Genomic DNA, 13,337 nt, shown 5'->3' on the forward strand with positions numbered 1-13,337 from the left:
TAAACAAAAAGATTTTAGCATTTTTTTCATTCTTCTCACTCACTTTCATCGGAGTTTTTACGCCGCTTCACTAACAAGAAAAGGATGATTGCAATCAATAGATAGAACAGAAAATTTCTTTGAGCGATAGCCGCTGCATATATCGTAGTTCGGTTGACAGCTTTTGCTGCTTGACGATCGATAACGACCTTATCATCAAAAACCCATGTGCCTCGCTGAGAGGATAATTCGATGCGAATCGTATAAGTGCCCGGTTTGAGTTCTTCTTGTTCAAATTCACTATAGAGATCTAAGACAGAGTTTTGTGCGAATTGAAAATTTTCTGACTTAAAGCCACCGACGATAGCTTGATTCTTGTCACGTATCGTCGTATTCACGGAAATATTCCCAAATGCGACGGGACGAATATTACTGATACTGCTTTTTAAAGTTGGCTTGCCATTTTTTTCGACTGCTTTAGTTTCAACTAGTTTTAAATCTGGCTTTGGCAGCTCTTGTAGACTTTGACGCATTCGTACCCCTAACTGCAACTGATAGTTTGATTCCAAACTTGCATCAGCTTCGTGAGCAGTTTCCTGAGGTTTGACTTCTTCGAACAAAAAAGCCCCTAAGATTTCTCCGTCAAACACTGTTTCCTTTAAATCAAGTGTAAAAATCACCTTTCGTTCCTCACCAGATTTTAGGCGTACTTCTTAAATGGGGTTTGAAACAAAGCTAGTAAAAGACTTACCTCCATAGTCTTCGGCCGTTTTCTTTCGTTGATAACTGATGATTCCAGTGGAAGCAGAATAACTATTCAGTGCATCAGCGGTGATCGTTATCTCTTCGGAACTCGTATTGTGTACAGCGATAATCAATTCCTGAACAGTCTCTTTATTTACCAGCAAATCGAAATAAGTTGCTTCACTTGCTTGATTTTGGGGAAGTTCTGGTATAACAGTAAATCTGGTGGTCTCAGCATAACCACGAGTCACAGGAAAATAAACAAAGCTGATAAATAAAAAGATCCATACTGCATTCTGAAGAAGTCTTCTCATTGTCATCCATCCTATTACTGTGCTTGATAAGAATTAGATAATGTCCATTCCTGTATAGTCACCACTATAAACATTTTGTTGGGGAACGGTCAACGTTGTGGTCGAAAAATCAAAGGTATTGATTGCTAACCCAGTTGCGCCATCTGCGGTTGCTACTGAAGTAGGATCGGTAGCTCCAGCAACCAATTCAGCATTTGCTGATAAGGCTGCATCTCCTGCTGTTTCGGTACCTTTTAGTGTAATCTTTGCATTTGCTAATTCTTTTTGATCGGCATTCGAGATTTTTGATAATTTTGCTGTTAATTGCCAACCAACTGTGTTTGGATCACGAAAATCAGAAACAGATGACGTTTCATTTGATACCGTGGTGATCACTTTCTCTTGTTGAGCGAAATCTGCGATATTCCCAGTACCAAAATCAAAATTTGAAACACTATCAAGGGACAAAATCCCTGGATTGATGGTTAGTGATGCTTCACTGGTCATTGAAGTAGATGGATTTGCTTCCGCAGCTAAACCAGTCACTGGGACCCCTAAACTACTTATTCCTAAAATACCTAATGCCAACACCATTTTTTTCATAAGTCATTCCTTCTTTTTTGTTTATTAAACAAGATGCCAATTTTCTGGCAATACTTTCATTTTTTCAACCACAAAAAAATGATTGTTTCTTCATCGCCTCACATTGACTTCTCATTTGTACTTAGTATAATCAAAAGTACCAAAAAACGGATCACAAAACCTTACAAATAGGCTTCATATTGTGCGTAAAAATGGAGCAAAAAAGGAGAATACTGATGTACCGAGAGTTCATTTCTCCCGCAGAGGAAAAAAAGCTTGATATATTCAAATCAGTATGTAACACCAATGGAATCAGCTTATTAAAATTATCAAGAGTATTGAAAATCCCCATCAAAAGCTTGCAAAAACATATCTACTTTTTGAATGAAGACTTGAAATATCTGTCCGTCAACCTTTGTCTCGCCAAAAATTTCTACAACCAATATTGTAGCGAAAGAAATGGAGATAGTGCCGAACCTTCTTATTCACAGCTGGTCTATCATTACTTGCTCAGTTCTCCACAATATCAACTGGTTCAGTACCTTATTGGGCATACAGATTCTTCAATGTCCCAGTTATGTTCGGATCTTCACGTTAGCCAATCTCACATGTATCGTCTGATAAAAAAAGTCAGTCTAATATTAAAGAAATTTCACCTCTCAATCTATTCCAATGAAGAAAATATTGTCGAACTTGCTGGAAGAGAGTTGGATATCCGCATCTTTATTTATAGTTTTCTTACGCAAAGTGCACCAACCGAGTTTCAGCTTTTATCTGATCAATATATAACAGAATTCGAGCGATTCAACAGCTTTTTTGATGCTACTCTCTTAGATCAGTTGACTAAAAATAAATTGTTTGCCTTTTGGAAAACAATTACCATCCGACTTTCTCAAAAGAAATATTTGCCTGAAATCGAGAAAAAAGCTCAAGCACTCTTGAACTTTTACTCCTTTTTGCCGATGGAAGTTCTCGATTCGTTCTTTTTCTCCAAAACTAATTTAGATAAACGGATCGCTCAAGCCGAATACTTGTATTTAAATTTCTTTTTGCATATTTTCCTTCCTACAGTTGTTGATCGCCAAAAGATTCAAGAGAGTATTGCGCTGGTTTACCAATCAAAAAAGCCTCTCGTTCATTTTTTTATTGATATGATCGAAGATTGGCGACAAAAATTTGTGCCGACTATGAAGCAAGATTCATTTGACCAACTTCTAAACAGTTGTCTCTTATTTTTTAATCTATCGATTTTTATCGATGTTGATTTGCTGAAAGTTTGGAATTTAGACTATAACTTGCCCGATGAAAGTTCGATTGACAACAATAGTCAAACTTATACAGCAATTGCTCACTTGTTAACAGAACATGTCAATAACTTTCCAAACAATGATTTAGACAAAGAATTCTTTCACCGTAAACAATTGCGTTATCTTGCCCAACTACTCTATCTGGAAACCACCATGCATGAAAGTCCAACTATTCGGATTTACATTCGAACAACGATTCATTATCGAACCAAAATGCTGATAGAAGCCCGTATCCGATCCATCTACTCAGAGAAGTCGGTCTCATTCACTAAAGATATCGAAGGGGCGGACTTGATTATTACCGACAATTACGAAGAAGCAGCGATAACGGAAAAGCTTCTGCTACTCTCAGATATACTTAATATGTATGAATGGGAATCTTTGTTTGCAAAAATCAATCAAGTAATTACCAAAAAAATGTTTGCCCTCACTTGCAAATCCTCTTGTTGAAACAAATTTTTTATCATGATTCCATAAAAAAAGCGAAGCTGAAATATCAGATGGGTTCCTTGCTAAAGCAATGCAAGGCCTCTGTATTTCTTACTTCGCATTTTTTATTGTCGTAAGCGTTTTTTAACAACGGGTTTTAAGCAAAGAAGCTTCCGCCTGTTACACTATAGACTTGTCCTGTGACATAGCTGGCTTCATCTGACGCTAAGAAAACATAAACTGGCGCTAATTCAACGGGTTGGCCAGCCCGTTTTAATAATTCTTTTTGTCCAAACTCAGGGATCGCTGATTGTGGTTGACCTCCTGAAATTTGTAGTGGTGTCCAGATTGGTCCTGGTGCTACAGTATTCACGCGAATACCTTTTGAACTCAATTGTGCTGCCAATCCTTTACTAAATGAAGTGATCGCTCCTTTGGTTGCTGCATAGTCTAACAGATGAGCACTAGGTTCTGCACTTTGGATGGAAGTAGTGGTAATGATACTGCCGCCAGCCGGTAAATAATCCAGGGCTTCTTGAACTGTCCAATACATGGAGATGATATTCGTTGTAAATGTGTCCGTGATTTGTTGGGTGGTCAAATCTTTAATATCTTTGACCGCTTGTTGCATACCTGCATTCAAGACCAAAATATCTAAACCATCCAACGCTTTCGCTGCATCATGAACCAACTGACGCGCAAAAGATTCGTCTTTCAAATCGCCAGGAATCAATACAGCTTTTTGACCTGCTTCTTCGATGATAGTCTTCACTTCTTGGGCATCTTCTTCTTCAAAAGGCAAGTAGTTGATAGCCACATCCGCGCCTTCTTTAGCAAAGGCAATGGCTGCTGCACGACCGATGCCTGAATCCCCGCCTGTGACTAATGCTTTGCGGCCTGCTAATCGTCCTGAACCATTGTAGCTAGTTTCACCACAATCTGGTACTGGCTGCATTTTTCCTTGGACCGCTGGTGCTTCCTGTTCCTGCTTTTCAAATGTGCCGTTATAGTACTTCGTTAATGGATCATTGATTTTTTTTGACATGTTCATTTCCTCCTTATTTTTTTCATGCTCGTCATGTAGAACCATGACCTTACTTAAAAGTGTAGAGGAATGTTCATGAAATGAAAAACGAAACGCTCACTTCATGGAAAAATGCGTTTTTCTTGCAATTTTTGAAAAAAAGGACCACGAATCCTTAAGGATTCGTGGTCCTTTGATTTATTTTGCGGTTATTGTTAATAGCGCGTCACGGAGAGCCTCATAATCAGATGCTGTTTGTAGGAACAGATCTGGCTGACTTTGGTGACTATCTACCGTATTTGACGACTGAGTACAGTTCCTTTTTACTCTTCTTTTTGTGCGGCTTATGCGGGTTGCTCTTTTTAACCGGTTATTTATTGAATCACCGTTCTTTCCAAGGATTGGCTCATCTATTCGATGTTTCCGGTAAACTGGTGACAGACTTCGTCACGATTTTTGCATTAGGGGTCACACTGATGAACATGGCGATCATGGGGATGCTGCTGCTTGTATTCATCTACTTGCTTGGGGGCCAGCTATCAGGCCCATTACTTGGTGCTGTTCTGACAGTGGTTGGCTTTAGTGCTTTCGGAAATCACTGGAAAAATAGTATGCCGATTTTGATTGGGGTCGTTCTTGCCACACGTTTAGGCTTTACCACTGAGACTTCGACCTTTCAATTGCTGTTGACTGCGATTTTTGGAACAAGTTTAGCACCAATCAGCGGCTACTATGGACCAATTGCAGGAATCTTTGCCGGTATTGCCCATGCGGCGTTAGTAAGCAATATTACCTACTTACATGGCGGGTTGAATCTTTATAATAATGGTTTTTCCAGTGGCTTTGTGGCGGCAGCTATGGTACCTTTGTTAGATGAGATCAACCAAATCAAAAGGCGGATGAACCAATGATAGAAAAGGAACAAGCACGGCGGATCGTGGATGAAGTGGTCACCTACTTTCTTTCCCACGACTGCCCTCATATCACTACTGAGATGTCTTTCGAAAAAACAGGTTTTCGAGCCATTATTGCTGGGACCTGTCCAGAAGAGCCCAGTGATTTAGCCGTATTTGCGGAAATGTTGAATACCCCACGAGACATTGCGCTAGAAAGTTATTATATTGAACTTTTAGGCGGGCACCAGTCGATTCATGAAGAAAAAGACTTTTATTTATTAGGATTGTTGATCGATGAAGCAACAATCAGTTACGAAAAGGATCGCTTGATCATTACATTGTTTCGAAAAAAATATTGAAGGCCATGGGATCTCTTTGATGAAGGAGGTCCCATGGTTTTTCGTTTACAACGGTCTCTTGATACACGGAATGCGTTGAAAAGGTGAACCTTTGGTTAACAGCTCCCAATACAAAGGAGGGCATCATGAAATTGTTTTCATGACAAAAATGAAAGTTTATTGATAGGTTTTTCACACTACGATTGTTTTTACGCCCGCTATAATTCTCTTTAGACTTTACAAATTAAAGGAAGTGAGAATAGATGAAGAAATTTTGGATCGGCCTGGGTATCCTAATGATCGTTTTGTTTGCCGGGTTACAAATTGCTGAGAAAGTCATCATGGGCGGCCAAAGTTACTATGTTCAGATCACGACCGATGGCGAAAAGATCGAAACCGAAGACGATCGAGGCAATCAAGTGATCGAATATAAATATGAACTACCTGGTTACGACAAAGACGCAAAGAAGAAAAATCTGGAATTCTTAGGGATGAAAGATCGTCCTTTGAAAAAAGACGCTTACTTAAAAATTACCTGGAATCAAAACAAGGGCGTGACTTCCTATGAAGAAGTGCAAAAGAATGCTATTCCTGAAAAAGCGTTGAAACAATTAGAAAGTGAACGGTGATAAACAAATGGCAAAAATAATTGAAGCAAACGAATTAACGAAAGTTTACGGCAAAAATAATGAGAAAAAAACCGAAGCCCTAAAAGGGATCAGCTTTGCGATTGATAAAGGCGAGTTTATTGGTATTATGGGTGCTTCCGGTTCTGGTAAATCAACGTTGTTGAATATTTTATCCACATTGGACCATCCATCTTCCGGAAACATCCGCATCAACGAAAAAGATATCACAAAATTACGCGGTGATGCATTGGCAGATTTTCGCAGTAGAGAAATCGGCTTTATCTTCCAAGATTTCAATCTACTAGAAAATCTAACGGCTTCCGAAAACATTGCTGTGCCTCTCTCTTTACAAGGCGTACGGCCGAAAAAGATCAAACAGCTCATTCAACAAGTCGCGAATCGCTTATCCATCAGCCAAATTTTGGATAAATATCCTTCCGAGATCTCTGGTGGTCAAAAGCAACGGGTAGCCGCTGCGCGAGCATTAATCACCGAACCAACGATCTTGTTTGGGGATGAGCCAACGGGTGCCTTGGATTCAAAAAGTGCCAAAGATTTATTAGACATGATGGATGATTTAAACAAAAATGACCAAGTATCGATCTTACTCGTAACACATGATCCCCTTTCGGCAAGTTATTGCAAGCGAATCTTATTTATCAAAGATGGTAAGATCCATCAAGAAATCAAACGAAATAATCAAACCCAAGAAGACTTTTATCGTCAGATCTTAGTCATCTTAGGAAATCTGGAACAGTAGGAGGATAATGGTATGCTTTGGAAATTATCACTTACTGGTATCAAAGGCCGCTTAAAAGACTACATCGTCTTGTTTTCTGGTCTGGTTATGGCTTCTGCCATCTTTTATATGTTTCAATCAATGGCTAGTAATGAAGAATTCTTGAAAAACAATTCAACGATTGGTGTCGTTGTCATTATCTTTCACTTTGGAACGGTCTTACTAGGAATCATCACATTTGCCTACATTCTCTATGCCAATTCTTTCCTAATGTCGATGCGGCAGAAGGATTATGCCATGTTTATGATGTTAGGAGCAAAAGGACGAAAAATCGCCCAAATGATCTTCATCGAAACATTTTTTGTAGGGATTATTGCAACCATTACTGGTGCTTTAGCAGGTATCGGATTGACGAAAATTGTCAATGATCTTTTAGTACAACAGTTAAATATAAAGATTACTCATTTTTCGCCATTCAATGTAAAAGCACTTGTGATCACACTGGTCTTTTTTGCCATTCTCTTCCTGATCGCAGCAATCGTCAATGCTTCAGCCATTGCCAAAAAAGCCATCTTGGATTTGTTGAGAGAAACTAGTACACCTGCACAAATCAAGCAAAAATTCCCATTCTTATTGGTTCAAACCCTTTTGGGGATCATCTTTCTTGGAATCGGTTATTATGTTATGAGCGATCTAATGAAATTTCAAATTATGGGTATTGCGATTGCCCTAGTCACGATCGTTTTGGGAACCTATCTAGTTTTCCGCTCTGTGATCGTATTGATTTTGACATTATTAAAGAAATCAGATGCCATCGCACTGAAAAAATTGAATAATTTCACTTTGTCTCAGTTAAACTTCCGTATCCGTGACTATACGCAGATGCTTTCGTTAGTATCCATGCTGTTCGCATTAGCACTGGGCGCATTAACCGTTGGCCTTGGTTTCAGAAATGAAATCCCTAAAATGGCCAAAGCGATGACCTCTTATGACTTGGTTCTGAATAATGCCCAAACTGTCGACCAACAAAAAATTGCGGATTTACACCCAACATTGAATGTCAGCTATCGCCAAAAAGAGGATGACACAGCCGTTTATTACATTCAAGAAGAATTTGACAAAGATCCTTTGATCGTTACAGAACAGGGAGATCTTAGTCAGAGAGATGGTTACCGCTCACTAAATGGCCAAGCGATCGCAGCTGATCTTGCAGAACAGGACCAGCTGCGCAGCTTTGAATTGCCAGAACAGCGAGGGAAAGAAGTCAAGCTGCTTTCTGCCAATGCCTTTGAACAAGTGAACGCACCCGAAACGATCTTACAAGTCATTCAAGTCAAAGACTTTGAAGCTGTCCTGCCAAAATTAACAGCACTTGCTAAGCTGGATCAAAAAAACAATCCATCCTTAGCAGGAGAAAGTAATCTTATGCAACGAGCGGATGCTTATGACACATTCAACGGCATTTTCTCAGGATTTGAATTCATGGGCTTCTTCTTAGGAATTGCCTTTCTAACAATGTTAGCTAGTTGCTTGATGTTCAAAATCCTTTCAGGGGCTAATAGTGATATTATGCGCTACACCATGCTTAGAAAAATCGGTGCTCGCAATGGGCTTCTGAAAAAATCGATCCGCAAAGAGATCGGCGTGCTTTTCTTAGTCCCAGGATTATTAGGAATCGTTCACGTACTATTCGGACTGCAAATGTTTAAAATGCTATTGAGTGATCCCTATGATCAGATCTGGTTACCATTTGCGATCTTTGTTGCCCTTTATGCCGTTTATTATCTTTTAACGGTATGGCTCTACACCAATATCGTTTTAAAAAATACCGGAAAACAATAAGCACCCGCAAAATGAACACAGTGAAATAGACAGCAAAAAACCTACGTCCAGTGTGAACTGACGTTGGTTTTTATTTTGATCTGAAGCACTGGTCTTTGTTTTCGAAAATGAGCTGATTTTCTCAGCAACATCCCTTTAACAGCTTCTATGCCAACACATGCTTTTTATTGGATTCAGTTGGTTGGTTTATATCCGAGATGCATGGCTACAGTACCTCCACTATAGCTTTTGACAACTATATTAGTCAGTCCTGCTGATTGAAAGTAGTGAGACAACTCTTCTTTGCCAGGAAAATCTCTAGCTGATTCTTGCAACCAAGAATATTCTGGGTAACTTTTAGCAAACAGTTTTCCTAACAGCGGCATAATGAATCGGAAATACGCATAATACAGCTGCCGCCAACCAATTAAATTGGGCTGTGATGTTTCCAGACAAACCACTTTTCCGCCAGGTTTTACGACCCGCTGCATTTCTTTTAGAACGGTTACAAGATCAGGAACATTTCTCAGACCAAACCCGATCGTCACAACATCAAACGTATTGTCTGCAAAAGGAAGTGCCATTGCATTTCCTTGCATCCATTCGATCTTTGTCTTTTGCTCCGCTGCTTTTTTCTTTGCCACAGCCAACATATTCTCACTAAAATCAATGCCGATCACGTTCCCAGTAGATCCTGTTGCTTCTGCCAGTGCCAATGTCCAATCTCCTGTTCCGCAACAGACATCAAGGATATCATTACCTGCTTGGACTTGCATCCGTTTCATCGTATCTTTTCGCCAGCGTTTATGTTGTTGAAAAGAAATCACGGTATTCATCTGGTCATAGTTCTCCGCAACACGCTCAAAAACGTGATGGACACGTGCTTCCTTGCCTTTGTCGCCTATCAACCTCTACACCATCCTTTTGCCTTCCAATCACGCAACCTGCGTAACCAAACGATTGAAAGCTTTTTCCATTTACTACAAAATTTAGTGTAGCATGGATAGTCAAAAAAGAAAAAATTTCTGTTTAAATCTGCATATTTTCTATTAACGTCTCTATTCTTTTCGCTCTCAGTTTTCGTAACTCTTCAAACCATTAGTAGAATTGGTGGTAACGCAGCAGAAAGGCTATATAGATTCAGGAACATTTCTAAAAAAAGGCTCCTGCGACATGGACACATCGCAAGAGCTTTCTCTTATAGATCAGCAATTATTTGCTTTGGTCCAGTTTCAGCAGTTACTGATTTTTTTTCTTTCTTGATTTGAAGAAACCAAGACTACCGATCGCAACCAGTGCAGCACCGATCATTGATGCAAACCAAGTACTTTCACTGCCAGTTTGCGGCAAGTATTTGTCTCCACGGTGCTGCTTCATTGATGGTCAGAATGACTGAAGAACCTGGCTCTGCGGTTCCGCTGACTGTTTCGTCCCCGGCAATCGCTGGATCAATGAGTGGCGTAGCCGTTTTTTCCATAGGTACTGTGATTGGTGTATTACCACTGCGGTAGTCTTTGCCACCAGGGGTTACGATCGCTGCGACGTTCAAGTTTTCTTCTGAGTCCACTTGATCTGGCGCGATCACGATTCGGTAATTGCCTTCTTCATCGGCTGTGCCGGTGCCCACAACTTCGCCTTGAGCATTGGTGATTTCAATCACTGCATTAGCCACTGTTTCCCCAACAACGGGATAGCCATCGGTCTGATTGCCGCTGATTGATGCGGTTGGTGCATCAACTGTCAAGCCATCCACTGTTACTGTGATTGGGGCACTTGGATCCTTGCCATCGGTTTCTGCCACGACAGTTATAGTGTCGCCTTCCGAAACTTCTGGTACTTCAGCGGTCCAGTTACCTTCCTCATCTGCTTCAACGACGACTGGATCTTTGTCGCCATTGGTGATGGTGACAGTTGAACCTGGTTCTGCTGTTCCGCTAATTGTATCGTCTCCGGCTGTGACGGGATCAATCGTTGGGATTCCTGTTTGGTTGTCTTCTGGTACAGTGATCGGCGTGTTGGCGCTGCGGTAGTCTTTCCCACCAGCTGTTACGATCGCTGCGACGTTCAAGTTTTCTTCTGGAGCTACTTGATCTGGAGCGATCACGATTCGGTAATTGCCGTCGCCATCAGTAGTACCACTACCTACGACTTCTCCTTGAGCATTGGTGATTTCAATGTCTGCATTCGCAGTTGTTCGACCAGCTACAGGATAACCATCTCTCTGGTTACCAGTAATTGATGCAGTTGGTGCAGAAACACTTATTCCGCTGACGATGACACTGACAGGTGTACTTGGCTCTTTGTCACCAACAGTAGAGTAGCTACCACAGTCACTGTTTCGCCTTCAGAAACTTCCGGTACATTCGCAGTCCAATCACCTTGGTCATTCGCAACGACCGTCACTGGCTCTTCTCCGCTGACAGTTACCACTACATTGGCGTTCGGTTCAGCTGTACCGCTGATCGTTTGATCCCCGGCATTCACCGGATCGATCGACGGCGTTTCAGTTTGGTTTTCTTGTGTATCGGCTGGCACAACAACCGGTGTTGCTCCACTACGATAGTCTTGCCCTCCGGCAGTCACAATTGCTGTAACATTCAAGTTTTCTTCTGGGGCGACTCGATCGGGGGCAATTACGATGCGATAGTTGCCATCGCTGTCAGTCGTTCCACTGCCGACAACGTCTCCTTGAGCGTTCGTGATCTCAATCGCTGCATTCGGTGTTGCTTTCCCAATGACCGGATAGCCATCTGTTTCATTGCCACTAATGGAGGCTGTAGGTGCTGCAACGGTCAAACCTGCGACGCTCACTGTCACTGGCTCGCTTGGATCTTTGCCATCTGCTTCTGCCACAACGGTCACTGTTTCCCCTTGAGAGACTTCTGGTACCTCAGCTGTCCAGTTGCCTTGGGCATCCGCCACTGCTGTGACTGGCTGTTCATTTCCGATAGTCACTGTTACTGTTGAATCTGGTTCTGCTGTTCCGCTGATAGTGGTATCACCAGCCGCAACAGGATCGATGGTTGGTGTTTCCGTTTGTTCTGCTGCAGGTTCTGCTGCTGACCAGATGGAATTATTGCCATCCTCATCTGTAAATAAATCAAGTGTGAGTAGATTAGATTGAGAAAAAGTACCTGCAAATCGAGCTTCGTATGGATTCGACGGATTCGTCACACCATTTGCAATCAGCTCTGAAGTCGTTGGTGTCGTCACGGTCGTTGGCATCCAACTGTCGTTTGACCTAAAACAGATGCCGATGCGATTTGATCAGCAAGATCTGTCGTTCCATTCAACACAGCTTGTGCAGCATCGACGGTAACATTCAGAGTGGCTTTAGCTGTGTTGACTGTTTCTTGGACAAGTGTATTGACGCCATCGATCAATGAGCCAATCCCAGGAATGTTACTTGCTCCGCCCAAGATGCTCACTTGGATTTGCGCCTGTTTCAAGTTCTCCAAAATGGATTGGATGCGTTGGTTGACCACAATGAATAAGCCGTCATTCACATTGGCAATCAAGGCACGTTCATTATCTGTCAATCCAGCAGGCACTTCAAAATCGGCTTGTCCAAATTGTCCTAACTGATTCAATAAATCCAATTGTTCATAGATGTCATCTAGATTGACGGATACTACTTGACTGATATCAACGATGGAAGCTGCTTGATACAATAAATTTGGAAAGCCATTAATCGTCTCTGGAATCCCTAATGCATCCGCTAAGTTCTGATTCACAAGAGCATCCACCGTTCCTACCAATGTGTCAACAGCAGGCGTAAGCGTTCCAATCAGTGTTTGGATAGCGGCAATATTTTCAAGTTGCAGAGTGATATTTGTTGATACCCGGGCATTGCCATTTGGTTGTACAAAGCCAGTCAGCCCTTTTGGCACACCAACGATTGCTACTTTATCACCGTTTAAGACGTCAAGCGTCACCGCATTCGATCCGCTGATGGTAAAGTTGACTGGGTTGGTATTTCCAGGATTTGAATATGGCGCTGCAGCACTTGTTGCAGAATCATTTGATGCTTGGACATTACTAAAAATCTCAGCAGAAACAAATGATGCTTCTGCGATCTTTGGTTCCCACAACAATGTAGTGGGAACAACCACAGAACTCGTCAGTAACATCCCGCTGACCGTTAAATTCGCTAGTAGCGATTTTTTGTTTATTGCGCGTCTTTTTCTCCTTGAATTCATTATTTTTTTATAGTCATTGCCCTTCATTCTTACTCCTCCTATTCAAATAAATACAACCAACAAAAGTGACCAACCAACTTTGGCATTCGTCTTTTGATGTTCGCTATGATCACATATTCGGAGAAAGAGATCACAAACAAAAAACGTTTACAAAATAAAAAAACACCCATTCAAATACTCGAAAAAATCTCAATTACATTTTTCAACATACCAGAACGATTTCCGTGCTTTTTTTGTGATTAAATAACTAAAATATTCAGTTATTTAAGCAAATTCTAGCATTTTTATTTTTATACAACAAATTATTAACACCATGAAAAATTAAAAAAATTTTTATTGGAAATAAAATAACAAAAA

Annotated in this window: 15 protein-coding genes; 6 read left to right on the top strand and 9 right to left on the bottom strand. The window is 41.0% G+C overall.

What is annotated here, in order from left to right; genetic code table 11:
* Nucleotides 1-35 precede the first annotated feature (35 nt).
* From AB5Z52_RS08910 to AB5Z52_RS08920, 3 genes are read right to left on the bottom strand one after another with little or no spacing between them, the layout of a single operon-like run.
* The gene (locus AB5Z52_RS08910; RefSeq protein WP_288551667.1) at nucleotides 36-659 is read right to left on the bottom strand and encodes a DUF3324 domain-containing protein; all 624 of its coding nucleotides are present in this window, start codon (nucleotides 657-659) and stop codon (nucleotides 36-38) included.
* Nucleotides 660-692: 33 nt separating this feature from the next.
* Nucleotides 693-1,037 carry a DUF916 domain-containing protein gene (locus AB5Z52_RS08915; protein ID WP_288551666.1) on the bottom strand — a complete coding sequence of 115 codons (345 nt, stop codon included), beginning with the start codon at nucleotides 1,035-1,037 and terminating at the stop codon, nucleotides 693-695.
* 33 nt (nucleotides 1,038-1,070) lie between these two features.
* On the bottom strand, nucleotides 1,071-1,619 hold the full coding sequence (locus tag AB5Z52_RS08920) for a WxL domain-containing protein (RefSeq protein WP_288551665.1): 549 nt from the start codon (nucleotides 1,617-1,619) through the stop codon (nucleotides 1,071-1,073).
* 215 nt (nucleotides 1,620-1,834) lie between these two features.
* Here AB5Z52_RS08920 and AB5Z52_RS08925 point away from each other — a divergent pair, with 215 nt between their 5' ends.
* Nucleotides 1,835-3,355: a helix-turn-helix domain-containing protein gene (locus tag AB5Z52_RS08925; protein WP_368243618.1), complete on the top strand. Its 1,521-nt coding sequence runs from the start codon at nucleotides 1,835-1,837 to the stop codon at nucleotides 3,353-3,355.
* Nucleotides 3,356-3,491: 136 nt separating this feature from the next.
* Here the strand turns inward: AB5Z52_RS08925 and AB5Z52_RS08930 are convergent, their stop codons facing one another.
* Nucleotides 3,492-4,379 carry an SDR family oxidoreductase gene (locus tag AB5Z52_RS08930; RefSeq protein WP_003126107.1) on the bottom strand — a complete coding sequence of 296 codons (888 nt, stop codon included), beginning with the start codon at nucleotides 4,377-4,379 and terminating at the stop codon, nucleotides 3,492-3,494.
* A 227-nt stretch (nucleotides 4,380-4,606) separates the two neighbouring features.
* On the opposite strand from AB5Z52_RS08930, the gene AB5Z52_RS08935 reads away from it, so the two are divergent.
* The 5 genes from AB5Z52_RS08935 to AB5Z52_RS08955 all read left to right on the top strand — a co-directional run bounded on the left by AB5Z52_RS08935 (nucleotide 4,607) and on the right by AB5Z52_RS08955 (nucleotide 8,802).
* Nucleotides 4,607-5,269: a DUF1576 domain-containing protein gene (locus tag AB5Z52_RS08935; protein WP_288551662.1), complete on the top strand. Its 663-nt coding sequence runs from the start codon at nucleotides 4,607-4,609 to the stop codon at nucleotides 5,267-5,269.
* Nucleotides 5,266-5,613 carry a hypothetical protein gene (locus tag AB5Z52_RS08940; protein WP_005471043.1) on the top strand — a complete coding sequence of 116 codons (348 nt, stop codon included), beginning with the start codon at nucleotides 5,266-5,268 and terminating at the stop codon, nucleotides 5,611-5,613. Before AB5Z52_RS08935 ends, AB5Z52_RS08940 begins: the two co-directional genes overlap by 4 nt.
* A gap of 242 nt (nucleotides 5,614-5,855) precedes the next feature.
* On the top strand, nucleotides 5,856-6,221 hold the full coding sequence (locus AB5Z52_RS08945) for a YxeA family protein (RefSeq protein WP_005471036.1): 366 nt from the start codon (nucleotides 5,856-5,858) through the stop codon (nucleotides 6,219-6,221).
* Nucleotides 6,222-6,228: 7 nt separating this feature from the next.
* On the top strand, nucleotides 6,229-6,981 hold the full coding sequence (locus AB5Z52_RS08950; RefSeq protein ID WP_003126103.1) for an ABC transporter ATP-binding protein: 753 nt from the start codon (nucleotides 6,229-6,231) through the stop codon (nucleotides 6,979-6,981).
* A 12-nt stretch (nucleotides 6,982-6,993) separates the two neighbouring features.
* Complete coding sequence (locus tag AB5Z52_RS08955) at nucleotides 6,994-8,802, top strand: FtsX-like permease family protein (RefSeq protein ID WP_021150003.1); 1,809 nt, start codon at nucleotides 6,994-6,996, stop codon at nucleotides 8,800-8,802.
* Nucleotides 8,803-8,975: 173 nt separating this feature from the next.
* On the opposite strand, the gene AB5Z52_RS08960 is transcribed toward AB5Z52_RS08955, so the two are convergent.
* From AB5Z52_RS08960 to AB5Z52_RS08980, 5 genes are all read right to left on the bottom strand, one after another.
* Nucleotides 8,976-9,689: a demethylmenaquinone methyltransferase gene (locus tag AB5Z52_RS08960; protein ID WP_288551661.1), complete on the bottom strand. Its 714-nt coding sequence runs from the start codon at nucleotides 9,687-9,689 to the stop codon at nucleotides 8,976-8,978.
* 331 nt (nucleotides 9,690-10,020) lie between these two features.
* Nucleotides 10,021-10,131, bottom strand: coding sequence for an LPXTG cell wall anchor domain-containing protein (locus tag AB5Z52_RS08965; protein ID WP_156247900.1), 111 nt, complete (start codon nucleotides 10,129-10,131; stop codon nucleotides 10,021-10,023).
* Nucleotides 10,112-11,056: an Ig-like domain-containing protein gene (locus tag AB5Z52_RS08970; protein WP_368243622.1), complete on the bottom strand. Its 945-nt coding sequence runs from the start codon at nucleotides 11,054-11,056 to the stop codon at nucleotides 10,112-10,114. The genes AB5Z52_RS08965 and AB5Z52_RS08970 overlap by 20 nt, the downstream gene beginning before the upstream one ends.
* Nucleotides 11,041-11,994 carry an Ig-like domain-containing protein gene (locus tag AB5Z52_RS08975; protein WP_288551659.1) on the bottom strand — a complete coding sequence of 318 codons (954 nt, stop codon included), beginning with the start codon at nucleotides 11,992-11,994 and terminating at the stop codon, nucleotides 11,041-11,043. The genes AB5Z52_RS08970 and AB5Z52_RS08975 overlap by 16 nt, the downstream gene beginning before the upstream one ends.
* A complete protein-coding gene (locus AB5Z52_RS08980) occupies nucleotides 11,991-13,007 on the bottom strand; it encodes an adhesive domain-containing protein (RefSeq protein WP_368243619.1) in 1,017 nt (338 codons plus the stop codon). The genes AB5Z52_RS08975 and AB5Z52_RS08980 overlap by 4 nt, the downstream gene beginning before the upstream one ends.
* Nucleotides 13,008-13,337 lie beyond the last annotated feature (330 nt).

The organism is Enterococcus sp. RTP21361st1_A6_RTP21361_211029, assembly GCF_040910045.1.
GTDB lineage: Bacteria > Bacillota > Bacilli > Lactobacillales > Enterococcaceae > Enterococcus_D > Enterococcus_D gallinarum.